Annotated in this window: 22 protein-coding genes and 1 pseudogene; 3 read left to right on the forward strand and 20 right to left on the reverse strand. The window is 60.1% G+C overall.

The genetic code is table 11. From position 1 onward, the window contains the following. Nucleotides 1-96: pseudogene (locus CKW14_RS28445) on the forward strand (IS110 family transposase); the annotation flags it as partial. Nucleotides 97-191: 95 nt separating this feature from the next. Here CKW14_RS28445 and CKW14_RS28450 read toward each other — a convergent pair. The 9 genes from CKW14_RS28450 to CKW14_RS28490 all read right to left on the reverse strand — a co-directional run bounded on the left by CKW14_RS28450 (nucleotide 192) and on the right by CKW14_RS28490 (nucleotide 8483). Further along, entirely contained in the window at nucleotides 192-827 is a 636-nt protein-coding gene (locus CKW14_RS28450) for an NADH:ubiquinone oxidoreductase subunit N (protein WP_095126610.1), read from the reverse strand. Nucleotides 828-920: 93 nt separating this feature from the next. Continuing rightward, nucleotides 921-2363 (reverse strand): efflux transporter outer membrane subunit, encoded by a 1443-nt coding sequence (locus CKW14_RS28455; protein WP_095126611.1) that lies wholly within the window; start codon nucleotides 2361-2363, stop codon nucleotides 921-923. Then, nucleotides 2360-3262: an HlyD family secretion protein gene (locus tag CKW14_RS28460; RefSeq protein ID WP_064389057.1), complete on the reverse strand. Its 903-nt coding sequence runs from the start codon at nucleotides 3260-3262 to the stop codon at nucleotides 2360-2362. Before CKW14_RS28460 ends, CKW14_RS28455 begins: the two co-directional genes overlap by 4 nt. Then, on the reverse strand, nucleotides 3259-3468 hold the full coding sequence (locus CKW14_RS28465; RefSeq protein WP_007917703.1) for a DUF1656 domain-containing protein: 210 nt from the start codon (nucleotides 3466-3468) through the stop codon (nucleotides 3259-3261). The genes CKW14_RS28460 and CKW14_RS28465 overlap by 4 nt, the downstream gene beginning before the upstream one ends. Continuing rightward, nucleotides 3465-5528, reverse strand: coding sequence for an FUSC family protein (locus CKW14_RS28470; protein WP_095047036.1), 2064 nt, complete (start codon nucleotides 5526-5528; stop codon nucleotides 3465-3467). Before CKW14_RS28470 ends, CKW14_RS28465 begins: the two co-directional genes overlap by 4 nt. After that, nucleotides 5525-5953 (reverse strand): MarR family winged helix-turn-helix transcriptional regulator, encoded by a 429-nt coding sequence (locus CKW14_RS28475; RefSeq protein WP_093440308.1) that lies wholly within the window; start codon nucleotides 5951-5953, stop codon nucleotides 5525-5527. Before CKW14_RS28475 ends, CKW14_RS28470 begins: the two co-directional genes overlap by 4 nt. Nucleotides 5954-6070: 117 nt before the next feature. Continuing rightward, nucleotides 6071-7561 (reverse strand): Fic family protein, encoded by a 1491-nt coding sequence (locus CKW14_RS28480; RefSeq protein ID WP_095047035.1) that lies wholly within the window; start codon nucleotides 7559-7561, stop codon nucleotides 6071-6073. A gap of 86 nt (nucleotides 7562-7647) precedes the next feature. After that, nucleotides 7648-7893, reverse strand: coding sequence for a DUF2789 domain-containing protein (locus CKW14_RS28485; protein WP_095047034.1), 246 nt, complete (start codon nucleotides 7891-7893; stop codon nucleotides 7648-7650). Nucleotides 7894-8021: 128 nt separating this feature from the next. Continuing rightward, on the reverse strand, nucleotides 8022-8483 hold the full coding sequence (locus CKW14_RS28490) for an aminoacyl-tRNA deacylase (protein ID WP_095126612.1): 462 nt from the start codon (nucleotides 8481-8483) through the stop codon (nucleotides 8022-8024). A gap of 154 nt (nucleotides 8484-8637) precedes the next feature. Between CKW14_RS28490 and CKW14_RS28495 the strand changes: the two genes are divergently transcribed. Both CKW14_RS28495 and CKW14_RS28500 read left to right on the forward strand, forming a co-directional pair. Further along, nucleotides 8638-9189 carry an NfeD family protein gene (locus CKW14_RS28495; RefSeq protein WP_095047032.1) on the forward strand — a complete coding sequence of 184 codons (552 nt, stop codon included), beginning with the start codon at nucleotides 8638-8640 and terminating at the stop codon, nucleotides 9187-9189. 2 nt (nucleotides 9190-9191) lie between these two features. After that, nucleotides 9192-9950, forward strand: coding sequence for a slipin family protein (locus CKW14_RS28500; protein WP_007917711.1), 759 nt, complete (start codon nucleotides 9192-9194; stop codon nucleotides 9948-9950). Nucleotides 9951-9955: 5 nt separating this feature from the next. Here CKW14_RS28500 and CKW14_RS28505 read toward each other — a convergent pair whose 3' ends face one another. The 11 genes from CKW14_RS28505 to CKW14_RS28555 form a co-directional block, all read right to left on the reverse strand. Beyond that, nucleotides 9956-11536 carry a glycosyltransferase family 39 protein gene (locus tag CKW14_RS28505; protein WP_095047031.1) on the reverse strand — a complete coding sequence of 527 codons (1581 nt, stop codon included), beginning with the start codon at nucleotides 11534-11536 and terminating at the stop codon, nucleotides 9956-9958. 55 nt (nucleotides 11537-11591) lie between these two features. Further along, complete coding sequence (locus CKW14_RS28510) at nucleotides 11592-13226, reverse strand: efflux transporter outer membrane subunit (protein ID WP_256587313.1); 1635 nt, start codon at nucleotides 13224-13226, stop codon at nucleotides 11592-11594. After that, nucleotides 13223-14293 carry an HlyD family secretion protein gene (locus CKW14_RS28515; RefSeq protein WP_095047030.1) on the reverse strand — a complete coding sequence of 357 codons (1071 nt, stop codon included), beginning with the start codon at nucleotides 14291-14293 and terminating at the stop codon, nucleotides 13223-13225. The genes CKW14_RS28510 and CKW14_RS28515 overlap by 4 nt, the downstream gene beginning before the upstream one ends. 27 nt (nucleotides 14294-14320) lie before the next feature. Beyond that, nucleotides 14321-15859, reverse strand: a complete 1539-nt coding sequence (locus tag CKW14_RS28520; RefSeq protein WP_095126613.1) for an MFS transporter — start codon at nucleotides 15857-15859, stop codon at nucleotides 14321-14323. Nucleotides 15860-16082: 223 nt separating this feature from the next. Beyond that, nucleotides 16083-17000 (reverse strand): LysR family transcriptional regulator, encoded by a 918-nt coding sequence (locus CKW14_RS28525; RefSeq protein ID WP_016985559.1) that lies wholly within the window; start codon nucleotides 16998-17000, stop codon nucleotides 16083-16085. 197 nt (nucleotides 17001-17197) lie between these two features. Then, a complete protein-coding gene (locus CKW14_RS28530) occupies nucleotides 17198-18064 on the reverse strand; it encodes an ABC transporter permease (RefSeq protein ID WP_016985558.1) in 867 nt (288 codons plus the stop codon). Between the two features lie 20 nt (nucleotides 18065-18084). Continuing rightward, a complete protein-coding gene (locus tag CKW14_RS28535; protein WP_016985557.1) occupies nucleotides 18085-18945 on the reverse strand; it encodes an ABC transporter ATP-binding protein in 861 nt (286 codons plus the stop codon). 22 nt (nucleotides 18946-18967) lie between these two features. After that, nucleotides 18968-19864: a TauD/TfdA family dioxygenase gene (locus tag CKW14_RS28540; protein ID WP_095047028.1), complete on the reverse strand. Its 897-nt coding sequence runs from the start codon at nucleotides 19862-19864 to the stop codon at nucleotides 18968-18970. Between the two features lie 371 nt (nucleotides 19865-20235). Further along, nucleotides 20236-21603, reverse strand: coding sequence for an HlyD family type I secretion periplasmic adaptor subunit (locus CKW14_RS28545; protein ID WP_007918311.1), 1368 nt, complete (start codon nucleotides 21601-21603; stop codon nucleotides 20236-20238). After that, nucleotides 21593-23749, reverse strand: a complete 2157-nt coding sequence (locus CKW14_RS28550; RefSeq protein ID WP_095126614.1) for a type I secretion system permease/ATPase — start codon at nucleotides 23747-23749, stop codon at nucleotides 21593-21595. Before CKW14_RS28550 ends, CKW14_RS28545 begins: the two co-directional genes overlap by 11 nt. Nucleotides 23750-23783: 34 nt before the next feature. Then, nucleotides 23784-25136: a TolC family outer membrane protein gene (locus tag CKW14_RS28555; protein ID WP_095047026.1), complete on the reverse strand. Its 1353-nt coding sequence runs from the start codon at nucleotides 25134-25136 to the stop codon at nucleotides 23784-23786. Nucleotides 25137-25492 lie beyond the last annotated feature (356 nt).

Below are 25492 nucleotides of genomic sequence, written 5' to 3' on the forward strand. Positions count from 1 at the left end.
ACCACGCAGGCGTTGGTGATGCTGGCTCGCAAACTTGCTCGGGTGGTATTCGCCTTGCTGAAAGGGCAAAGCGAATACCAGACAAAAGTCAGTTGAGGGCTTCCCCTCAACCATAGAATCTCCCACAAGGACAATACTGTACCTGTGGGAGCGAGCCTGCTCGCGAAGGGGCCAGATGATTCAGGCAAAAATCAGGAATACTGAACCTCGATCTCATCCAACTGATGATCAAAGCTTTTGAGCCGCGCGGTCCAGGTGTACACCAGCACTTCAAAGTCCCGATCGATCACCGCCCCGCCCGGCCCCTCGGCGCGCGGGTCGCAGAAATCCAGTTGATAACGCTCGCGGGCCATGGCTGTAGCGACATCGGACAATTCGCGGGCATTGTTGAGCCAGTGCCAGCCCTCGTCATCGATCTGCTTGTCGAGTTCCAGGCACTGCTTTTTCAGCGCTTCGAGACTTTTTTCCAGCGGCGTGCCGGTGAGTTCGCCCATGACTTCGGCGAAGGTGCGCCCCGGCTGCCAGTAACTGCCCCAGAAATACCGGTCGAACACGGTTTCGACCCGGCGCAGGGCGACTTTGGTGTCCCAGATCAGCACCAGGGTCTTGCCCTGTTCAAGCTGCCGCTTCTTCACGCGTTGCACCTGAACCGACGCCCAGGCGACCACGACGATGGCCATGACCGCAATCAGCGCGACGGCGCTGTCGAGGAAAACCATGGCCTTGTCGATCTGGTGGGCCAGCATGATGCCGTAGAAATAGGTCGCCGAGAGCAGCACCAGCGCTGCGATGGCGCACCAGAAGCCGAGAGCGTAAGGGTTTTTCATTATTGGTTTCCCCTAGACCAGCGCTAGCAATGTGCGCTGAAAGGGCGCCTTGCTCGGGGCGCCCCTCCAACACTTCAAAGCATAGCAACGGCCTCAGGGTTTGCTGGGGCTTGCAGCGTGCGTTCGTCCGCTTTCCCAACCGCCGCCGAGGGCGAGGAACAAATCGATCTGGCTCATGGCGACCTGGGTGTTGGCGGCGGCCAGTTGCGCGGTGACATCGGTGTAGGTGCGCGTTGCTTGCAGGTCGGCGAGGAACGACTCGCGGCCGGCCTGGAAGAAGCGGTGGGTTTGGTCCGCGGCCAGTTTCGCCGACTGCTCGGCATCGGCCAGCGCATCGCGGCGTTGCAGCAGCGCGCTGTACTGGGCCAGACCGGTCTGGGTTTCAAGAATGGCGTTGAGCACCACGCCATCGAAGTGCGCCAGTGCGCCTTGGGTCGCCGCTTCTGCCTCGCGGATTCGAGCGCGGGCGCCGTTGGTCGGCACCTTCCAGCTCAGCGACGGGCCAAAGCCCCAGCGGTTGGTCGACGGATCACCCAAGTCATCGATGAGACCAACAGTGCCGATGGTCGCGCCGATACTGATGTCCGGATACAACTCGCCCGTGGCGACGCCGATCCCGGCGGTCGAAGCGGCCAGACGACGTTCGGCCTGGCGAATGTCCGGGCGACGTTTGAGCAGCGCAGCGCCATCGCCGACTGGCACCAGTTGAGCGATTTTCGGCAGTTCTGCGCAGGTGGCGGTACCGGCCGGCAATTGATCGACCGGTTTTGCCAGCAGCATCGACAGACGGAACAGCCCGGCCTGACGCGCCGCTTCATAGCGCGGCAGGTCGGCGCGCAGGGATTTGAATTGGGTTTGCGAACGGGTGACCTGGGTTTCGTCGCCACGTCCGGCGTCACGCAAACGCTGAATCAGCGTGGTGCTTTGCGATTGCAGGTCGAGGGAGTGCTGGGCAATTTCCCGTTCTTCGTTGGCCGCGCAGACTTGGGTGTAAGCGCGAACCACGTCCGCCACCAAGGTGATACGCGCCGTATCCGCTGCGGCTTGGGTCGCATCGGCATTGGCCTTTGCGCCTTCGATGCCGCGTTGCAAAGTGCCCCACAGATCGAACTGATAAGAAGCGCTGATGCCGATGTCGCCGACGTTATCGACCGGGACTTTTTCCGGCAGCAAGAATGCCTGACCAGACTCTTGCAAACGCTGCGCGCCCATCTTCACACCTGCGCTCCAGCCGCCCGCTGCTTCGGCCTCATCGACCTGAGCTCGAGCCCGTTGCAGGTTCGCCGCCGCGACGCGCAAATCGGTGTTGGAGGCCATGGCCTGCTGTACCAGTTGATCCAGCCGCGCATCCTTATAAAGACGCCACCAATCCGCTGGCACCGGCGCCGAGACGACCGGTTTTCCGGCAACCGCCAGTTCGCCCTGAAAATCCTTGCGCTGAACCGCTGCATCCTCAGGCACCTGATAGTCCGGCCCGACCATCTGACAGGCCGAGAGCATCACGCCCAACCCGGCGATCATCAGCGCCCTGCTCATTGCGCGGGCTCCTGCTTTTTATCGTCGACCTTTGAGTCTTCGATGATCGAAACGGTGGCAGTGCGCCCGGCAATCATGCGGAAATCTTCAGGCACATCATCAAAGGCGATCCGCACTGGAATCCGCTGCGCCAGCCGCACCCAGCTGAACGCCGGGTTGACGTTCGGCAACAGATTGCTGCCGCTGGTACGGTCGCGGTCTTCGATACCGGCGACGATGCTTTCAACATGCCCGCGCAGTTTGGCGCGGTCGCCGATCACACGAATATCCACCGACTGGCCAACATGAATGCCGTCGAGTTTGGTCTCTTCGAAATAGCCGTCGATGTGAAACGAATTGCTGTCGACCACCGACAACACCGGACGCCCGGCCGTGACGAACTCCTGCGGACGCGGCGCACGGTCGTTGACGTAGCCGTCCACCGGGCTGCGGATCACCGAGCGGTCGAGGTTGAGTTGGGCGCTGTCCACGGTGACCATGGCTTCGGCCAGCGCTGATTGCGCGCGGGCGACCTTCGACTGGCTTTCTTCCAGTTGCTCGGCCGGCACGAGGTTGCCGAGGCCACGGTTACGCTTGGCTTCGCGCTGGGCTTGAGCGAGGGTTTCTTCGCGATCAGCGACAGCCGCTTTGGCCTGACGCAGAGCCAGTTTGAAACGGTCCTGATCGATGCTGAACAGCACCTGGCCGCGTTTGATCAACTGGTTGTCTTTCACCTCAACCTGCTGGATCAACCCGGACACGTCCGGAGCGATCTGGATGATGTCGGCGCGAATGTGGCCGTCACGGGTCCACGGCGCAAACATGTAATACATCACCATGCGCCAGACGAGGACAACGGCAAAAGTCACGATCAGCAGGGTCAGTACCACGCGACCGATGGTCAAAAACGGTTTTTTCATGTCATCAGGTATCGACTGAGTGAGTCCACGCCGTACAGCAGTACCGCGTAGAGGGCCACGTTGAACAATGCCCGGTGCCAGACCAGACGGTAAAAGTGCACACGCGTAAGCACGGCATGCACCAGCAAAAACAGCACATAAGTGATGCCCATCAACACCAGCAGGGTCGGCAGGAAAATGCCGCTGATGTCCAGATCACCGATCATAGGGGCGCTCCATCGGGCAGCGGTTCTTCGGAGTCGGCACTGGCGACGAATTCGACGCCGGGCAACAGCGCCAGACGCAAACCGCTCAAGGCGTGCAGCAGGTTCAGACGGGTTTCATCGTCGCCGTGGCCATTGAGTGCGCGACGAGTGCGATCGAGGGTCATCAACAGCGGCGCTGGCGCCGGCAAGCGTTCGCCAGCCTTGAGGCAGGCGCGGAAATACTCGCCGACTTCACTGACCACTTGCTGCAACAGCGCGTTCGGCGCGCCGGTCACCCGTGGGGTGTAGGCGAGCAAATCGAGCAGGTTCAGGCCCACCCGCACTTCGCGCATGGCGATGCCGGTGTCCTGGCCGGTGAGGGCCAGACGCGGCAGGTGCTGCATCAGTCGATCGAGCAACTGCACGCCCAATTTGCGGTGTTCGGCAAGGTTGGCCGGTTCGGTCATGTCGACGATGTCTTTCCAGCTGAAGCGGGTCAGGCGTTTGGCCGCCAGTTCGGCGCCGAACGGGCGTGCAACCAGCGTCCATATAAACGCGAACAACAGCCCTAACGGACCCGCCAGGTTGGAGTTCACGAAGGCAAAAAAGTCCGCGTCGTAAGCCCCCTGAATACTGATGAATGAGGAGGTGTTAACCAGCGTCAGCAGCATGCCGAGGAAGAACCGCGGCTGCACCGTCAGGGTGCCGACGCAGATGAACGGGATGGAAAACGCCAGCACCAGCATCGGGAAGTCATGCAGGTTGGGCAGAATCAAAAACAGATAAAGGCTGGCGAACAATACCGACATGCCGGTCCAGAAAAAGAACCGGTAAATCTGCGGTGCCGGGTCGTCCATCGAAGCGAAGAAGCTACAGGCCACCGCGGCGAGAATCACCGCGCTGCCGCCGTCCGGCCAGCCGAGCAGAATCCACAGCACCGAGGCGGTAATGATCGCCAGAACGGTCGAGGCCGCCGAGTAGAGCATCAGCCCACGATCAATGAACGGCGTCAGACGACCGAGGCGCCAGTGACGGTAGACCGCGCGCCAGCTGTCCTGGCGCTCGCAGAGAATCGCGTCCTGCAGACTGCGGCAGTCCTGCCATAAATCGATGAATTCGCCGAGGCGATAAATCGAGTTGGAGAACAGCAGTTGTTTGCGGTCTTGCAGTGCTTCGGCACTCGGTTGCAGGGCTTCGAGTTGATCTTTCAGCGCTTGCCAGCGGTCGAGATCGGCGTCCTGATGAGCGAGCCATTCGCGGGTTGCGGCCAGCAGCGGTTCGAACTTTTCCACCAGTTCCGGCGTGCGCCGTTCGAGGGCGTAGAGCGAATCTTCCAGCGCATCGATCACCGGTAATAGATGAATCATGCGCCCGCGCAATTCCTTGGTGTTGCGCACGGTTTGCGGTCGCGCGCCTTCGTGGGGCAACTGGCCGATCATCAATTCGAGGCTGTTGAAGTTGGCAACCATGGCCATGCGCAGCGCAGTGACTTCTTCGGGCTGCACATCGCGGCTGAGGAATTTCAGGCTATAGGTCGTTGCGTCGGCGAACCACTTGCTCACGGCATCGTTGAACACCGGGGCCAGACGACGCGGCCAGAACATCGCACCAACCACGGCGGCTACAGCGATGCCGAGGAAAATCTCTTCGGTGCGCGCCTCTGCTACGTCCCACACCGCAAGCGGGTTATCCACCACCGGCAAGGCAATCAGCGGCAGGGTGTAACCGGCGAGCATCAATGCATAGTTGTTGGCCGTGCGCAGTTGCAGGGACAGGAACAACAAAATGCCCGTCCACAGCGCGATGACTACCACCAGCACATACGGGCTCTGCACGAACATCGGCACGAAAAAAACCGCCGCCGCGGCACCGAGAAAAGTCCCGATGGCGCGGTATAAGGCCTTGGAACTGGTCGGCCCGAGAAACGGGCTGGAAACGATATACACCGTGGCCATCGCCCAATACGGACGCGGCATTTGCATGAGCAAGGCGATGTACAGCGCGATCATCGACGCTGCAAAAGTTCGCACCCCATAAAACCAGTCACGGGCCGGCGGGATGCCAGAGAAAAAACCGTTCAAGAATTGACCACCAAAGGCGGGCTGGCCGCCTCAAAAGCTCTGAGTACCCGAAGCGTAGCTTCCAGATCGCTTTGCTCGATGCCTTCGAGCACCTCATGACGCAAGCGCACCAGTTCGATCTCGACAGCCTGCACCAGTTCACGCCCGGTGTCGGTCAGGCTCAGGCATTTGGCCCGGCGATCCTGGGCATCTTCGGTGCGGCAGACGTAGCCGGAATGGCAGAGCTGATCGAGCAGACGCACCAGCGACGGACTCTCCATCCCGGCCGCCTGCGCCACTCGCACCTGGCGCACGCCCTCGCCCAAGCGGCCGATCATCAACAGCGGCACGGCGCAGGCTTCGGAGATTCCATAGTTGACCAGCGTGGTCTGGCAGATCTTCCGCCAATGCCTGGCGGCTACCACCATGGCACTGCTGATGTTCATCTGGAGAGCGTCGAGATCGTTCGGCAAGGGGAGATGCACACTGTTAGTTTGCTAACTATCAATATCGCATTGGAGGGGAATTTCAGTCAAGTTTTGAAACAAATTGCCTGTTCAGGGTTAGCCTACCGAATCGAAATCACCCGCTATCTGCTCAATGAAATCGAAAACCTCCTCCGGCACGCTGAACTGGAACTGCTTACGTCGATGCTTTGAAACTTTGTTACCGTTATCCAGACACATCATTACCAGTTTCGAGAGGTCGCTCCCCCGTACGTCAAAACGCCCATTCACCTCTTTGATGACGTAGTCGTATTTTTCAAGAAACTCGGTCTCCTCGCGCAGCTCCACTTCCAATGCTCGCAAGGCCATCTGCAAGGTAAATTCTGCACATTGAGTCCCGTCCCAGAATCGATAGATTGAGTCGTGCCCAATAAAATCGAAAGCCATCTGATCAGCGTCCAGCCAAGTGACATTCCAGAACTCTCTTGCTGGTTTCGAGAACTCCTTTAACGCTTCGAGATAGCCAGACTCTTCGTGTTTCATCGCTACGGAAACCGGTAACAACAAACCATTTTTTAGAGCGCCAGAGTGGCAAAGCGTCTGGTGAATCAGGAAACGTGAAAGTCGACCATTGCCATCCATGAACGGGTGAAGAAAGACAAACCCGAAAGCCACAACCGCTGCAGCTATCAACGGATCAACCTGCTTGGCTGAGTGATTGGCAAAACTCATCAACTCGTCCATCAACTCCCTGCACAATTGCGGTGGAGGCGGGACATAGCTGACGCCAGCTGCGCCTCTCAAGCCGTTGTGTAAATGGTTCTGTTCATGACGGAAAAGCACAGCTTTATCGAAAGGATTGGAAACCGTACTGTTCTGCAACTCGACCAAATAGTCTTCGCTCAACTCTGTTCGCTCATGGGCTTGGCGGAGAAGCCGAACAAAACGGCGCGACTTTTCTTCGTTGGGCTCTTCTTTCTCAATGGCGAAAGAATCGCGGGTCTCATGCAGATAGGCCCAATTGATTGCCCGATCCATCATTTCCGGCGGCAACGTCGCCATAAAAGCCTGGACTCGACCAAGGATGTCCAGATCAAGCAGCGCCTGCAGCTCCGTCGTACGCTCGACTGTGGCGCAGTAACGCATTGACCCCAACCCGTTAAAATCTACCCGCCAACGACTATTTCGAATTGCAGGCCCGGTGACATAACGCTTGGGATCAAACAAAGCGACAACGTTGCCCCGAACCGGTACGGAATATTCCAGCTGTTTGCCCGTGAAACTTTCCCAAAGAAAACAGGCCTTGCGGATAAATACCCCGTTAGGTGATCGGCTCAACTCACCTAGCAACTCGTCCGCTTCAACGGTTTCAAGCGCCTGAGCAAGAATGCACAGGTTTATTCCCTCATGCTTCAGAGCAAACAAGATGTGCTCAAGTGTCGAACCCTGTGCCGGCGCGACGCCGTTTGGAACCGCTAGACACTCACCGATCAAGGTAATCCGGGTAACCGGTTTGATCATCGCAATGCGCTTGGGGGCAAATGCATTAAGCTTCAGCGCATCACGCAGGTGGGCATATCCAACAGTTGGCATCGTCATCGTCCACATAAAAAATTCACTGGGACGATTAAAGCCCAGTTTTTTTTACATCGCGCATGTTTTTTTTACATTTCAGCCTTTTCCTGCAATTTTTTTTACACACTTCTGCCCTTACGCAACAACACATCCAACTGATCCACCACCTCCGCCCAGTCGGCGTCATCCAGAATCTCGTCCCGTAAAAACTCCGCTTGGCTCTTCGTCCAGAAAAACGCATCAGCCAAATGCAGTTCGGGTTTGAGCGGGGAATGGGTGGTGATGAATTGGTCGATGCTGGTCGGGTCGTTGTCCAGGCCGAGTTGTTTGAACAGGGATGGGAGGCTATGGGTTGGTTGCTCCATTGCTGAGTTCCTTCAAAAATGGGGTGTTTGGAAGATTATTCGCGAGCAGGCTCGCTCCCACAGGGGAATGCGATCAACCTGTGGGAGCGAGCCTGCTCGCGAAGGCGTCAGTGCCGGCGCCACAAAACCTAATCACTCAACTCCCGCACCTCGGCATGCGGCACCATTTTCAGAAACTCCGGCATGCTCATGTGCAGCAAGTAGTTGTGGTTGCCCGCCTCCAGATAAATATCCTTCTGCCGCGTCATCAACGGGTCGATAACCATGTCCAGCCCGTAGGAATCACCCAGCGGCGGCACCGCGCCGCGCTCACAGTCGTCGAAGATGTGCGCCAGATTGCTTTCGCGGGTCAGTTGCCATTCGCCGCTGGTGCGCACCTTGCTCAGGTCCAAGTGACGGCTGGCCGGTAGCACGGCCATCAGGTAATGCCCGTGGTGGTCGTCGAGGATGATCGATTTGGCCACGCGCTCGGCGGGCACCCCGGCGACCCGTGCGGTTTCCAGGCTGCTGGACGAGTGTCGATGGGCGACGATGTCGTATTCGCAGTGCGCCCGGTTCAGGCTGCTCTGCACCTTTTTTGCCATACGCATGATGCACCTCGGTGTTGCGCTGAACGGTGGTTGCCGTGTCTTTGAGTCTAGTTCGGCGGGTGTCTGGCGCAGGGAAATCCGCTCACCGGACATATCTGCACATTGATCAAAATTCATACAGAACAACCCTCAACTAGACTGAAAGAACCAGCCCATGACGCTCGCGGAGGGTCACGTGAACAGCCGATGTTGTGCGTTTGCCTTGCTCCTGCTGATTAGCGGCTCAGCCCTGGCTGCCGACACCCCGTTGCCGCCGATGAGTCCGGCCGGTTTGTGGCTGATTACCTTGGGCATCGTCTTTCTGATCGCCGAAGCGGCGCTGCCCAATTACGGAGTGATCGGGCTGGGCGGCATCATCATGTTCGTCATCGGTGCGCTGATTCTGAGCAACGCCGAGTTGCCAGTGCCAATGATGATCGGCCTCGGTCTGATCAGCGCCCTGCTGTTGATCGGACTGCTGATCCGCGCCCTGAAAACCCGCCCGCGCCACGCCGTCAGTGGCGACGCCGGCCTGCTCGGCAGCGTGACCGCGATCACCACGGTGCAACCGGGCGATGCCCGCAATGGTTGGGTGCAACTGCAAGGTGAACGCTGGCAAGTGCTCAGCGCCACGCCGCTGCACACCGGGCAACCGGTACGCGTGGTGGCGCGCAAGGGATTGTTGCTGCAAGTGGCCGCGACTGACGCGGCACCGCTCGGAGAGTGATCATGGGTCTGCAAATCGGTTTTGTTGCGCTGCTGTTACTGGTCATTGCCTTGGCCGGCTCGACGTTTCGCATCCTGCGCGAGTACGAACGCGGCGTGGTGTTCCAGCTCGGCCGCTTTTGGCAGGTCAAAGGCCCTGGCCTGATCCTGCTGATCCCGGTGGTGCAGCAAATGGTCCGGGTCGACCTGCGCACGGTGGTGCTCGACGTGCCGCCGCAGGACGTGATCACCCGCGACAACGTCTCGGTCAAGGTCAACGCCGTGCTGTATTTCCGCGTGCTCGATCCGCAGAAGGCGATTATTCAGGTTGAGGATTATCTTTCTGCCACCAGCCAACTGGCGCAAACCACCCTGCGCGCGGTCCTCGGCAAGCATGAACTGGATGAGCTGCTGGCCGAGCGCGAGCAGTTGAACATCGACATTCAGCAGGTGCTCGATGCTCAAACCGATGCCTGGGGCATCAAGGTCGCCAACGTCGAGATCAAGCACGTCGACCTCAACGAGTCGATGGTGCGCGCCATCGCCAAACAGGCAGAAGCCGAACGCGAGCGGCGCGCCAAAGTGATTCACGCCGAAGGCGAATTGCAGGCCTCGGAAAAACTCATGCAGGCAGCGGAAATGCTCGGTCGCCAGCCTGGCGCAATGCAGTTGCGCTATATGCAAACCTTGAGTTCGATTGCCGGGGACAAGAGTTCGACGATTGTCTTTCCGTTGCCGATTGAGTTGCTCAAGGGCATGGCGGATTTGTCCGGCAAATCCTGACCCGCCTATCCACCCGCAGGTTTGGCCACGAACAAGCGTGCTTGCATCCCGCCCGCGTGGACTTCAGCGCTGGCCTGCCAGGTTGCGGGTAGCGGTGAGAACTCTTGTGGCTCGTCGACGGTTCCGACCAGCCAGACCCGGCCTCCGGCTGAGAGCTCCGTCAGGCTGTTCAGATAGACATCACTCGTCACCAGCGTGCCGAACCCGTACTCATTTGGCCGCGTCGATTGGCCATCGGCTTTCGGTGGGGTGAAGAGGCGCACCTGCGCCCCGGTGCGATCGTAGTAGACGTAGCTCAGATACCAGAGCATGTCGCTGGTGACGATGCGGTCACCGGCAAGGAAATGCTGGTTGACGTACTTCACGACCGTGTCGAGTTGATCATGAGTGTCGACCGTGGTGTTGTTGTTTACGCCGACCAGTTCCACCGCGATCAGCGACACCAGCACCGCCAATGCCAACATCCGCACGCGGCTGTACAAACGGTCGATGGCCAACGCCGTCAGCATCGGCAGGCCGAGGGCGTAAGCCGTCAGATAACGTTCGATGAACACTGGCGTAATGAACGACACCAGATACACCAGCAACAGCGGCAGGCCGGTGTACAGCGCCAGCAGGATGCTACCGCGCGACACGCTGCGATCGCGCATCACAGCAATGACTGCCAGCCCCAGCATCGCCAGCGGCAACGCCGCGAAAATCAGCCACGGCAAACTTTCACCGTCATCCTGAATCAGCCATGACCAGATCATCGACGGCAGCGAACTCAACGTTACGGCAGGCTCCCAACCGACATCGCCACCGGCCTCGAGCTGCTGCATGTGTTGCACCAAATCAAGCAGATTGGGCAGCCAAGGCAGATACAAAGCAACGATGGCCAGGTTCGCCAGCCACCAGTTCCAGCGCTGGATATGCCGGAATCGATAACCTCGTTGTACGCGGATCGCGATCAGATAAAGCCAGTGACACAGCGCCGCGAGCACGGCGAAATAGTGGGTGTAGAGCGCGGCGCTCATCAGCAGCACGTAATACACCAGATATCGCTGGCGTTGCGGGCGCCGGATCCAGTAGGCCAGCGCTAGGCTCGCGGCAAGCAGCAGCGCCCCGAGCAGCGCGTACATGCGCACTTCCTGGCTGTAACGCACCGCAGTCGGCAGCAGCGCCAGCAACACACCGGCGATGAATGCGGCGCGGCGAGTGGCCAGGCGATCCACCAGCCACACGCCCAGCCCGACCGCCGCAATGCCGGCCAGCGCACTGAGAGAGCGGACCGCCAGAATGCCGTCCCCGAACAGTTCGACCCAGCCATGCAGCAGCATGAAGTACAGCGGCGGATGCACATCGAATGCCGCGTGCTGCCAGATTTCACTCAGCGAATAGCGCGCCAGCAGCAGACTGGAACCTTCATCGCCCCATATCGCTGCCGCGGTCAGATCATAAAAACGCACGAATGCGGCCAGCGCCAGGATCGGCCATAGCCAGTGATTTTTTATCCAGCGCACCCAGCGCAAGCTGCCGAACCAGGAGCCGGGCGCGGCAAACGGATCTTGCGTGTCGCCCATTGGCGTGACTCTGTTCGCCGCCATTGCTGCCTCTTGCCGCGCCGCAGCGCCACGAGAGTATGACGCGCCAACCTGCCCATCACTTTAGGTCAGCCACGGCAGAACCGTCGATGCCGGTTGGTGCTTTCACGACACCCGGCAACCCGACGGCGACTTTTGCCTCTGGATACACCGACTCCCAACCGCCGCCCAACGCCTTGTACAACCCGACCATCGCCAGCGAAACACCGGTCGAACTCTCCACCCACTGCTCCTGCGTCGCCAGCAGCGCGCTTTGCACGGTGAGGACGTTGACGAAATCGACCACGCCTTCGACGTATTGCTGTTGCGCAGTGCGCAGGGCGATCTGGTTCTGGCGTACGGCTTCGGCGAGGCTGTCGCGGCGGCGTTGACTGGCGTTGTAGGCGGTCAGTTGATCGTCGATTTCGTGCCAGGCACGCAGTACGGTTTGCTGGTAGGCAACGGCCGCTTCCTGCTGTTGCGCTTCGCGCAGTTGCAGCACGCCGCGCAGGCGTCCGCCGTCGAATAACGGCAAACTGAATTGCGGGCCGATGCCGAAGGCCCGCGAACCCCACGAGCCAAAGTCGCTGAGCTGCATGGCTTGCGAGCCGAGGTTGCCGGACAGGGTGATGCGCGGATAGAAATCGCCCTTGGCCACGCCGATATTGGCAGTGGCAGCGTGCAGGCGCGCTTCGGCCTGGCGGATGTCAGGGCGGCGATCGGCCAGTTGCGACGGCAGGCCGATGCCGACTTGCAGCGGCGACTGCGGCACGGCGGCGTCTGTGGATAACTCCTTGGCCAATGCCTGTGGCGGTTCGCCCATCAACAGGCTGATCGCGTTGATCAGTTGCGATTGGCGCTGTTCCAGCGCGGGCAGGCGCGACTCGATCGCGGCGACTTGCGCGGCGGCTTCGGCAACGTCGAGGTCAGTCGCCACGCCGTCGGCCAGGCGCAGTTGCGAGAGCTTGAGGCTGTGCCGGGCAACATCGAGGTTTTGCTCGGTGACCGCGCGAGTGTTCTGCACGCCGCGCAGCTGAATGTAGTTTTGTGCGGTATCGGCGAGCACGGCCAGCAACACGCCGCGACGGTCGTTTTCGGCGACTTCGAGGTTAGCATCGGCAGCTTCGGTTTCGCGGCGCACGCGGCCCCAGAAATCCAGTTCCCATGAGGCGGAGAAACCGGCGTCCCACAGGTTGAACGCGGAATCGCCGTTGCGTCCGGACGGGTCGTTCAGGCCTTCGCCGCTGTTGCGTTTGCGCGCGTAGCTGCCAGTGGCGGCGGTGTTCGGATAACGGTCGGCGGTGATCACCTGGCGAGCGGCGCGGCTTTGTTGCAGGCGGCTGCTGGCCAGTTGCAGGTCGAGGTTGCTCTTCACCGCACGTTGAGTGAGCGCGGAGAGTTGCGGGTCATTGAAGACTTCCCACCAGCGTTCGTTGAGAGGTTCGCTGACGGCTTGGCTGGGGGCGGACTTGGCGGGTTTGCTCCAGTCAGCGATTTGCGTGGTTTCGGGCTTGTGGAAGTCCGGGCCTACGGTGCAAGCAGTGAGGCTTACTGCGAGCAAGGCACTGAAGGTGAGTGGCTGCCACAGACCCCATCGCTGGCAAGCCAGCTCCCACAGGGATTGTGCAGGTTGTCCAAATTGTTGAGCCCTACCGACGGAACCTGTGGGAGCTGGCTTGCCAGCGATGAGGCCAGTCGAATTACCACCCATCATCGCTGGGTCACCTCTCGCACGGATTTCTCTGAACTGCCCGTATCAATACTCGCCTCCACCGACATCCCCACGCGCAAGCGCTCGGCCAATGGCTGACCCGGTTCCAGCATGATCTTCACCGGAATCCGCTGCACCACCTTGGTGAAATTACCCGTCGCGTTGTCCGGTTTCACCGCCGCAAAGGTCACGCCAGTTGCTGGAGCAATACTTTCGACGCGACCGCTCAATGTCTCACCGCCGAGGCTGTCGACACGCACTTGCACTTCCTGCCCAGGCTGCACGTCCGTCAGTTGCGTCTCCTGAAAATTCGCCACGACATACGCCTGCTGCAACGGCACCACCGCCAGCAGCTTGCTGCCCGGCGTCACATAGGCGCCGACGCGCACGGCGCGCTCGCCGATCATGCCGTCCTGCGGTGCGGTGATGCGCGTGTAGGAGAGTTCGAAACTGGCGATTTCCAGTGCCGCTTGTGCGTGTTTCAAACTGCCTTCGGCCGCATCTCGTTGAGCGGTAAGAATGTCGACTTGCTTGCGCTCTGCCGCCAGTTTCGCCGTGGCGGTGTCGAGATGAGCCGTGGCCTGATCGATGCGAGTGCGCGCCTGTTGCGCGTTTTGCACGGTGCCGGCGCCGACGCCCGCCAAGTGGTTGTAGCGGTTCAATTCCTGCTGGGCAAAGGCCATTTCAGCCTTGGCAGACACCACCGAGGCTTGCGCCTGGGCGATCACCGAAGTCTGGCGCTCCAGCGTCGCTTTGGCATTCTGCAACTGCGCCCGCGCGACCAGGGTTTGCGCGTCCGCTGCCTCAGCTGAAGCGCGCAAGTCGCGATCATCGATAAGCGCCAGCAACTGGCCCGCCTTCACTTGCTGGTTGTCCTCCACCAAGACTTCCTTGATAAACCCGGCCACGCGCGGCACGACGAGCGTGTAGTCGGCAGAGACAAAGGCGTCGTTGGTGTTTTGCTGGGTGCGTTTACCAAACACACCGGGGAATGCCAGGTATACCAGCACGCCGACAGCCAGCGCGGCCGCTACAGCCACTGCGAGTTTTTGCTTTGCTTGAGTCGTCATAAAAACCTTCATTGTTCAGTGCAGCAATCAGGTCGGTGCGCGGGGCGGAAAGATCCGCGTCGGCAGCCAGAAAATCAGCAGGATCAACGCCACCGCGACGCCGGCCATGCACACGTAGAGATCGGAAGAGGTCAGCACCACGGCCTGCTCGTGCAGGCGATGGGCGAGGCCCGGATCGCTGCGGTCGGCCAGCGGCGAATTGCCGAGGCTGTCGACCAACATGGTCGAGTGAAAATGCAGGCGCGCCGTGGTCAGCGCCTCAAGCGCCCCGGTGGCGACCACCGCTGCCAGACCTTTCACGGTGTTGAACCACGCCGAGGCAAACGGACCGTCCGTTGGCTGGATGCTGCCGGTCGAGAGCATCAACAGCGGCAACACTGACATCGGTTGACCAAAGATCTGCAGCCATTGCAGGACGTAGAAATTGTCGCGAATCCATTCCGCGGTCAGCAGCGAGCCACCGAGGCAGGACAGCACCAGCATGCTCAAACCGATCCCGAGCACCCAGCGGCAATCGACCCAGCGCAGGTTGCACAACGCTGCCACCAACGGCAGCGCAATCAGTTGCGGCAACGCGGCGATCAGCATGATCGGTGCGGTCTGCGCCGGGCGATAACCCTGCACCTGTGCCAGATAACTCGACGGAATCAACACCACCGCCTGCAGAACGACCAGCACACCGGCCAACGTCATCAAGGCGAACGACAGGTTACGAATACCGAGCATCTGCAATTTGAAAAACGGGATCGGCTGCGACCACTCGTTGATCAGGAACGCCACCAGCAGCAGCGAGCCGGCGCCGAGCAATCCACAGATCAGGCTCGACTCGAACCAGTCCAGCCGATTGCCCTGCAACAAACCGATCACCAACATGCAGATCGCCGGAAAGCCCAGCAGCAGGCCCTTCCAGTTGAACGATTTGAGGCGTTCCAAACGCAGCGAGTCCTGCGGAATACCCCACGCGACCATCGCCATGGCGATCAGGCACGGCACGATGATCTGCCAGAACGTCCATTGCCAACCGACGTATTCGGTCCACAAACCGGCCAGCGGCGTGCCGAGACCCGGGCCGAATGTCGCCGTCAGTGCGTAGCCGGCCAAACCGTAAAGCTTGATGTTCGCCGGCAAAAAGCGCAGGGCGACGGTCATCAGCATCGGCGGTAACGCACCGCCGGCGAGCCCCTGCAAAGTGCGCATCAGCAGCAGACTTTCGTAGTTCGGTGCAAACGGGCACAGCACGCCAAGCAAGGTGAACAGGCTGATCGTGCAGAGGGTGAAGCGGCGCAACGAGAAGGTCACCGAACACCACGGCGCGAAGGCCATGGCTGCGACCGAGGTGGCGGTGTAGCTGGCGACCAGCCAGGTGCCTTCGTCGTAACCGATGTGCAACCCGCCACGGATGTCGGCCAGGGCCACCTTGGTGACCATCTCGTTGAGGCCCGACACCAGCACCGCCAGCAGCACGCCGACCAGGCCAATGATGATCCGCGCCCCGAACACCGGTGGCGCGGCCGCCGTCGCCGGGCTGGCCGCAGCGATGGGCACCGCAGCCGACAGGGATGTCATGAATACACACTCCGGAGGGAAAAATACCGGAGCATCTTAGTCGGGCTTAGCAATGACGAAAATTGACTTATTGGCAGCTTATAAGTGCGCCGGACGCAATCATTAACCTCTGTAGGAGTGAGCCTGCTCGCGATAGCGTTGGGTCAGCCAATGTATGTGTTGACTGACACACCGCTATCGCGAGCAGGCTCACTCCTACAAGGGTTTTGTGTGGGTTCGCAGATTAAGGCTGGGCAGCCAGCCACGTTTCATCACAACAAGCCTTGAGGGTTTCGCGCAGCCAGCGGTGCGCCGGATCTTTGTCGAAACGCGGGTGCCAGGCTTGGGTCAGCATCAAGGTCGGCAATGGGATCGGCAGGTCGAACGAGCGCAGTTTCAAACCGAGCCGGCGCACGCTGAGCAACGCTTCTTTGGGCACCGGCAGGATCAGGTCGGAATCCGGCAAGGCAAACATCGCCGCATGAAAACTCGGCGCAATCACTGCCACACGGCGCTCCAGCCCCAAGGCATTCAGCGCCGTATCGATCGGGCCGCGCGCGATGCCGCGTCGCGACATGCTGATATGGGAAAACCCGGCGTAGCGCTCGGCGGTGATTTCACCGTCGAGCAATGGATGATCTTCGCGCACCAGTCCCACGAAGTGCGTCGAGAACAGGTTCTGCACTTTGACTTCCGGGGTGACGGGCCGGGTGTTGCTGACGCTCAGATCGATGCGGCCCTCGCGCAGTGCCTCATCGTCGCCATCGCCTTCCGGGACGAAACGCAATTCGCAGTGCGGCGCCAGTTGATCGAGGGTGTCGAATAGCTTGCCGCCGTAAACACCGATGAAGAAGTCATTGGCACGGATGCTGAAGCGCCGGCGCAGCGTGCCCAGTTCCACCGAGTCGGCGGAGCGGAACAGCAGCGCGGCCTGCTCGACCACATCGCGAACTTGCTCGCGTAATTCCAGGGCTTTGGGGGTTGGCACCAGGCCTCGGCCGGCACGCACCAGAATCGGATCACCGATGGCCTCGCGGATCCGCGTCAGGGTGCGACTCATGGCTGCCGGACTGAGATTCATCCGCCGAGCGGCGCCGACCACACTGCCCTCATCGAGCAAGGCGTCGAGGGCGACCAGAAGGTTCATGTCCGGGAGCTGCATACTGAGCACTCATGGCTGATCAGGATTGATCTGCGCGCAATGCTAGCAAACATCCTTTAGGTATGGAGGCGCCGGACAGGACGCCATCGCTGGCAAGCCAGCTCCCACAGTGGTTGAGGCGTTCACAACATCTGAAAACACCAAAAAACCTGTGGGAGCTGGCTTGCCAGCGATGGGGCCAGCCGTCACGCCAGAAATTACCGCTGCATCCCCCACCGCTTAACGGTCACCCGCTCCAGCGTATCGAACACCAGATTCTCCACCAGCAACCCGATCAGAATCACCACCGCCAACCCGGCAAACACCTTGTCGGTATACAGCTCATTGCGATTCTGAAAGATGTACCAACCCAGCCCACCCTTGCCGCTGGTCGCGCCAAACACTAGTTCCGCCGCGATCAACGTGCGCCAGGCAAACGCCCAGCCGATCTTCAGCCCGGCCAGAATCGACGGCAGCGCCGCCGGGATCAGGATGAACAGCACCAGCCGCAAGCCCTTCAAACCGTAATTGCGCCCGGCCATGCGCAGCGTTTCAGAAACTCCGAGAAACCCCGCGTAAGTGTTCAGTGCCAAAGCCCACAACACCGAATGCACCAGCACAAAAATCAGGCTGTTCTGCCCTAGGCCAAACCACAGCAGCGCCAGCGGCAACAGGGCAATCGCCGGCAACGGGTTGAACATCGAGGTCATCGTGCTCAGCAGATCGCGCCCCAACTGCGTCGACACCGCCAGCGTGGTCAGGGCAAACGCCAGAACGATGCCGATCAGGTAGCCCTTGATCAGGACCACCAGCGATATCCACACCTTGGCCAGCAGCTCACCACTGAGCAGCCCCTCGAACAGCGCGTGGCTGGTCTGCAAGAAACTCGGCAGCATCAGGTCATTGTTCTGGATCCGTGCGACCACTTCCCAAAGCACCGCCAGCACAATCAGGATCAGGCCTTTACGCAACCAGCCCTGTTGCCACAGCCGCGTGCCGAGCGACAACTCCCGCTCGACCGGCACTTCAGTCAGCGGCTCCAGAACAACTTCAAACTCTTCACGCACGGATGATGAATGGCTCATCGGGTAGTCCTCCTGGCCGCTCAATAGGCAATGCGAATGTCGTTGAAGTCGTGATCACGCTCGGTTTCCGGCGACTGGCCTTCGTCGAACAGCAGTCGATGAATGCGCCGCGCCGACTCCTGAAACGCCACGCCACCCAAGCTGTGCAAGTCGTATTGATGGCTGTGCACTTCGGCGCGCACTCGGCCGGGATGCGGCGACAGCAGCAGGATACGATTGCCGACCACCAACGCCTCTTCAATCGAGTGGGTGACGAACAGCAGAGTGAAGCGCACCTCTTCCCAGAGCAGCAGCAGTTCTTCCTGCATCTTGCGCCGGGTCAGCGCATCGAGTGCGGCGAATGGCTCGTCCATCAGCAGGATTTTCGGCTGCATCGCCAACGCCCGGGCAATCGCTACGCGCGCTTTCATGCCACCAGACAAAGTGTGCGGATAGGCATCGGCGAACGCCGCCAGTCCGACCTTTTCCAGATAGTGCAGCGCACGTTCTTCGGCTTCTTTTTTCTTCAGGGTGCGCGAGGCAAGCAGCGGAAACATCACGTTCTGTTTTACGGTTTTCCACGGCGGCAGCTGATCGAATTCCTGAAACACCACAATCCGGTCCGGACCCGGCGCATCGACGCGCTGACCTTGCAGACGGATCTCGCCTTCGCACGGTTGAATGAACCCGGCGACCGCTTTGAGCAAGGTGGATTTGCCGCAACCGGACGGCCCGAGCAACACGTAGCGATCGGCCGGATCGATTTCGAAACTGACCTGGTGAGTGGCGCGCACCACGCGTTGCGGGGTGCGGTATTCGAGGCTGACATGATCGACCGCCAGCAGCGCTTCGCTGCGAGCGATCGGGTTGCTGGCCGCGTGGCCTGGCAAGGGAGCGTTCATTTTTTGATCAATCTCCGGCGAATCAGAAAGGCGCATCGCCCTGAATGGTCGTGCGATACAGCTTGCGGCGCAGGTGCGCCGGGCAGCCGGCGGCGAGATGGATCAGCGAACGGTTGTCCCAGAACACCAGGTCGTGGGGCTGCCACTGATGGCGGTAGATGTTTTGCGGCAGCACGCTGTGGGCGTAAAGCTCGGTCAGCAACTGCTGGCTCTCGTCATCCGGCAGGCCGACGATGCGCGTGGTGAAACCTTCGCTGACGAACAACGCCTTGCGGCCGTTTTCCGGGTGCGTGCGCACCACCGGGTGCACCACTTCCGCGACTTGAGCCAGTTGCTCCGGGGTCAGGGTCGGGCGCCAGTTGCCTTCGAATTTGGTTTCGCTATAGCGGGCGGTGTAGGAATGCGCGGCACTGCGGCCTTCGACCGCTTTGCGCAACGCTTCGGGCAAGCTGTCCCAGGCTTTGTGCATGTCGGCGAACAGCGTGTCGCCGCCCTCCTCTGGCAACTCCTGTGCATGGAGCATCGAGCCGAGACTTGGCAACTCTTTATAGGAGAGATCGGAGTGCCAGAACTTGCCAGCATCGCCGAGGCCGATGTTCTGGCCGTTTTCGATGATGTTGGAAACAATGAGGATTTCCGGGTGATTGGCCAGCAGGAACTGCTTGAGCACGTGGATCTGCAACACGCCGAAGCGGCGGCTGAAGTCGATCTGTTGCTGTGGGGTGATTTGCTGGTCGCGGAACACCACGACGTGGTGATCCAGGTGCGCGCGATGAATGCGTGCGAAGTCCTGATCATTGATCGGCCGGGTGAGGTCAAGGCCGATGATTTCGGCGCCGACGGCACCGCTGAACGGGCGGATTTCAAAGGATTGCGGCGCGGCGGTCGCGGCGCTTGGGGAAGCAGTAGCTGCGGACATCTTTCCATCTCCCACGCACGGCGCGCTCACGGGCGCGCTCGTCGATCAGACACTCACGCTGGATTGCGTGTTGGTTCAGGTCGTGCGGCGCGCCGATTGGTCGGCAGGTACGCAGGGGGATGACTTTATAGCTATAAGAAGTGGAGATTAAATACCGTTAATGAATAACGATATGGCGATTGGTGAGGAATGGACTGGATGGTGAGTGACGGTTTTTGTCACTTACTGACAGGCATGTGGTGTTTTGGCTGCCGCCATCGCTGGCAAGCCAGCTCCCACAGGGTTCTCGGCTGGAACATCAATATGTGTCCGACACAGAAACCTGTGGGAGCTGGCTTGCCAGCGATGAGGCCGGCAAGGCCACTAGAGAATCAACGCTCGTGCAACGCCTCAGCCCGCGCGCGAATGATCGGCTTGAGCAGATAACTCAACACCGACTTCTTGCCGGTAATGATATCCACCGACGCCACCATCCCCGGGATGATCAGCAACGGTTTTTCATCCGTACCCAAGTGGCTGCGCTCAGTGCGCACCTTGATGATGTAGTAGGTGGTTTTCTTGTCTTCGTCGGTGATGGTGTCGGCACCGATCTGCTCAAGCTTGGCTTTGAGCCCGCCGTAAATGGTGTAGTCGTACGCGGTGAATTTGACGATCGCTTCCTGCCCCGGGTGCAGGAAGGCAATGTCCTGTGGACGGATCTTCGCTTCGACGAGCAAGGTGTCGTCCAGCGGTACGATTTCGACCATGTCGCTGCCCGGCTGAATAACGCCGCCGATGGTGTTGACCAGCAACTTGTTGACGATGCCGCGCACCGGCGATGTCACCAGCGTGCGGCTGACGCGGTCTTCCAGCGCCTTGCCGGTAGCGCTGGCCTTGTTCAGGTCGGTGCGCGCCTCGTTGAGTTGGGTCAGCGCTTCGCTGCGGAATTTACCGCGCGTCTCGTCGATCTTGCGCTGCACTTCCTTGATCGCCGATTCAGCGCGCGGAATCGCCAGCGTCGTTGCATCCAGCTGACCACGGGTTTCCACCTCGGCACGCTTCAGACGCAAGACCTCCACCGGGGACACCGCGCCCTGCGCCACCAGCGGCTCGGACATATTGATTTCCTGCCGCTGCAAGCCGAGCTGCTGCCGATACTGCGCTTGCTTGGAGGCGAATTCGCGCAGCTCTTGCTGACGCTGAATCAACTGCTCCTGCAAACCACCAATTTCGTCATGCAATTGCTGACGGCGGCTGATGTACAGCGATTCCTCACTTTTCGCCTGGCCCGGCACGGCCTTGAGCACGTCCTCGGGGAAATTCAGCGGACGGTCATCCACTTCGGCGCTCAGGCGCTCGACCCGCAGCAACATCGACAGGCGATCGGCTTCGGTTTCGCCGACGTTGGAGGCAAATCGCGTGTCATCGAGACGAATCAGCGGCGCACCCGCCTCGACGATCTGGCCTTCCTTGACGAACAGTTCGGAGATGATCCCGCCCTCAAGGTTCTGGATTTTCTGGATCTTCGACGACGGAATCGCTTTGCCGTCGCCCTTGGTCACTTCGTCGATCACGGCGAAGTTGGCCCACAGCAGCAGGAAGATAAAGAAGCCGATGATCGCCCAGATGGTCAGGCGCACGACGCGCGGGGCGTCTTCGATCAGCGCTTTGTTGACCTCTGGGAGGGGCTGGCCCTGCAGTGATGCCGAGCCTTTGAAGTAGCGACGGATCGAATCCTTGAAACCCGACTTAAGCAACACTGATCTGCCCCTTCTTCAACGCTTCCATCACGGCGGCTTTCGGGCCATCGGCGAGAATCTGTCCACGGTCAACCACCAGCAGGCGATCGACCAGCGACAGCAGCGACGCCCGGTGCGTCACCAGCACCACAGTCTTGTTTTCAATCACGGCGGCGAGGCGTTGCTTGAGGCGTTCTTCACCGGTGTTGTCCATGGCGCTGGTCGGCTCATCCATCAGCAGGATCGGCGGATTGAGCAACAAGGCCCGGGCCAGCGCAACGTTCTGCCGTTGACCGCCGGAGAGGTTCTGCCCGCGCTCGCCAACTTGCAGCTCATAGCCTTGCGGGTGCAGGCGGGCGAATTCGTGGACGCCGGCCAGTTCGGCCGCCTGCAGGACCAGCTCGTCTTCGACATAACGCGCGCCGGAGACGAGGTTGTCACGCAGGGTGCCGGCCAGCAGTTGGATGTCTTGCGGCACGTAGCCAATGTTGTAGCGCAGTTCGCTGACGTCGATCTGGCGGATATCCACACCGTCGACCAGCAACGCGCCATCGTCCGGCTGATACAGGCCGACCAACAGTTTGGCGAGGGAGCTTTTGCCCGAGCCGCTGCGTCCGATGATGCCGATTTTCTCGCCCGGACGGATCACTAGGTTGATGTTCTTCAGCGCCGGGTTCTGTTGTTCCGGGTAGGTAAAGCTGAGCTGGCGGCACTCGATCGCGCCTTGCAGCACCTTGCGGCTCAGCGGGCGCTCTTCGAAATTGCGCTCTTGCGGCAGCTCCATCATCTGGTCGACCGAGGTCATGGTTACCCGCGCCTGCTGATAACGGGTCAGCAGACCCGACAGCGACGCCAGCGGACTCAGTGCGCGACCGCTAAGCATGTAGCAGGCAATCAGACCGCCCATGCTCAGGTTGCCGGCGATGATCTGGTACACGCCGAAGACAATCATGATCACCCCGGCCAGTTGCTGGATCAGCAGGGTGATGTTCATTGCCAGGCCGGAAAGCATTTTCACCCGCAGCTCGAGACGGCTGAGGGTGCCGATGGTCTGTTCCCACTGGTACTGGCGTTCGCTCTCGGCGTTGTTGACCTTGACCGCGTCGAGGCCGGCGAGTGTTTCGATCAGGCTCGACTGGCGCTCGGCACCGAGGGCCATGGTGCGCTCCATGGTCGCCACCAGCGGTTTCTGCAACGCGTAGCCGATCAGCAAGGCAATCGGGAAAGCCAACACCGGAATCCACACCAAGTGCCCGCCGAGAATGGCGATAACGATAAAGATGAGGATGGTGAACGGCAGGTCGATCAGGCTGGTCAGGGTCAGCGAGGCAAGGAAGTCGCGCAGGCTCTGAAACTCGTGGATGTTCTGCGCAAAACTGCCGACCCGCGCCGGGCGGTATTTCATCGACATGCCGACGATGCGTTCGAACAGCGTCGCGGAGATGATCAGGTCGGTTTTCTTCCCGGCCAGATCCAGGCACAAACTGCGCAGGCTCTTGAGGATCAGGTCAAAGAGGTAGGCGCCGGTAATCCCGAGGGCCAGCACCCACAGGGTCGCTTCGGCCTGGTTCGGCACCACGCGGTCGTAGACGTTCATCACGAACAGCGGCGCGGCCATGGCGATGATGTTGATCAGGAAACTCGCGGCGATCGCATCGGCATACAGCCAGCGCGAGCGCTTGAGGGTGTCGCGGAACCACGAGCGAGCACGTGGAATCAGCGTGCCGTGGTTGACGTCGAATTTGTGTTGCGGCTGGGCGAAGAAGACTTTGCCGGTGTAATCGTCAGCGAGCAATTCGCGACTGACGATGGACTCGCCGCCGTCGGTTTCGCTGAGCAACACCCGCGCTTCGTGGTCACCCTGCCAGCCGAGCAGAACGGCGCTGCGGCCATTCTTGAGCAGCAACAGTGCCGGCATGGCGATCGCCGGAATTTCTTCCAGTTTGCGCTGCAGCACTCGACCTTGCAGGCCGGCGCGAGCCGCCGCGCGGGGCAGCAACTCGACACTGAGGCGTTGTTTGGGCAGCGGCAGGCCGGTGGTCAGCATCGCCGCGCTGGCGGGTTTCTGGTGGAGCATGCAAAGGGCGAGCAGGCCGTCCAGTAACGGATCGTCGTGCAACGCGCGTGGATCATGACTGAGTTGAACTCGACTGACTTCTGATTCCACGCTCGACACTCTTTGACAGTTGAAAAGGGATAACTCAATTCATCCCAGGCAGCTGGACCTTGGGCTTCACGTCGTTTTGCACAACGGATGCCAACGGTGCGACCACTCCCTGGCTTCTGAGCAACTCGCCCATGGTCGCCTTGATTCGGTACTGAGTAAATAACTGAATGTTTTTGATTTCAGCCAGACGCCGCGAAGCGGTGAACAACTCGTTTTCGCTGTCGAGCAAATCGAGCAGGGTCCGTTCGCCGAGGCTGAACTGACGCTGGTAAGCGGTGCGCACCGAGGTGCTGTGGTCGACGTATTGCTGAGCGATCGGCACCTGCGCGTTGGCGTTGTTCAAGGCGTTCCAGGCCAGACCCAGCTCTTCGTTCAACTGACGCAAAGCGTTGTTGCGGATGTCCAGCGCCTGGTTCGACAGGTACGACTTGGATTCCAGATCGGCCTTGTTGCTGCCGCCCGAATAGAGGTTGAAACGCATGCGCAGCATGGCTTGCCATTCGTTGTTGTGACCGTTCTGGCCGTCGAGGTCGTTGTCGGCGGTGCGCCCCAGTTCGGCGTCGAAACGTGGGTAGAAGGTCGACTTGGCTGTTTCGTATTGTTTCTCGGCGGCGGCGATGTCGGATTCGGCCGAACGCAGGATCGGGCTGTTTTCCAGCATCTGCTGCCGCGCTTCGTTGAGGTTGGCCGGCATCATTGCCATGAACGGCGCCGGCCGCTCGAGTTGATCGGGCATCTGGCCGACGGCGCTGAGGAAATTGGTTTCCGAGTCGGCCAGATTGGTCTGCTCGGTGATCAGGTTGTTGCGGGCCTGGGCCATCCGCGCTTCGGCCTGATCGAGGTCGGCACCGCTGCCGACGCCGCGCTGGGTGCGCAACTGGATCTGATCGTAGATGCGCTGGTGGCTCTTGAGGTTTTCTTCGGCCAGACGCACGAACTCACGACGGGTCAGCACGTCCAGATAAACCTGGGCGACGGTCAGCGCGGTGCGCTCGGAAGTACCAAGCAACGAGTACGCACGGGAGTTAACGGTGGCTTGTTGACGCCCGACTTCGCTGGACGTCGCAAAACCGTCGAAGACCATTTGCGAGAGACGTAAACTTGACTCGCTGCGGTTCAGGGTTTCCCAGTGGTTGCCGCCGCCATTGGCGCGGGTGGTGACGCTGTCGGTGCCTTCACGGCCATAACCGCCGAGCAGATCGACCTTCGGCAGGTATCCCCCTTTCGCCGCTCTTAATTGATAATCCGCCGCCAAACGACTGTTGACCCCTGCCTGGATTTCCGGATGGACATCCAGTGCCTGCTGCATGGCTTCTGGTAAGGATTGTGCTTGTACAAAAGAGGCGGCGAGAGCGAAGGGTACGGCGAAAAGCAGGGGCGAACGCATGATAGGAATTTCCCAGAACTTCTTGTCTTGAATCACAGCAAAACGTGGCGCTGCGTCGGATGATGGCAACCAGATTGACCGTATGTCGGAAAGTTCAAAACAGGAACTGGATCACACGCTAAAGGACAGGTCGCCGCGGAAATATCAATGTGACATTAGTGGGGCGATTGTTTAGGATGGCACCCAGAAGGTCAATAGTTTGGCATAAAGTTAATAGCGAAAGAATATAGCCAAATTATTGACGATTAGATGCGTCAAACTTGATTCGCAAATTTTAAAAGTACGTCCAGACTGAGTCGGCGCCAAAAGCCATCAGGTCTATGGAAGTCAACTGAACGTGACACCCCCGGAGAGTC

This window comes from Pseudomonas sp. Irchel s3a12 (assembly GCF_900187485.1).
Classification (GTDB): Bacteria; Pseudomonadota; Gammaproteobacteria; order Pseudomonadales; family Pseudomonadaceae; genus Aquipseudomonas; species Aquipseudomonas neuropathica.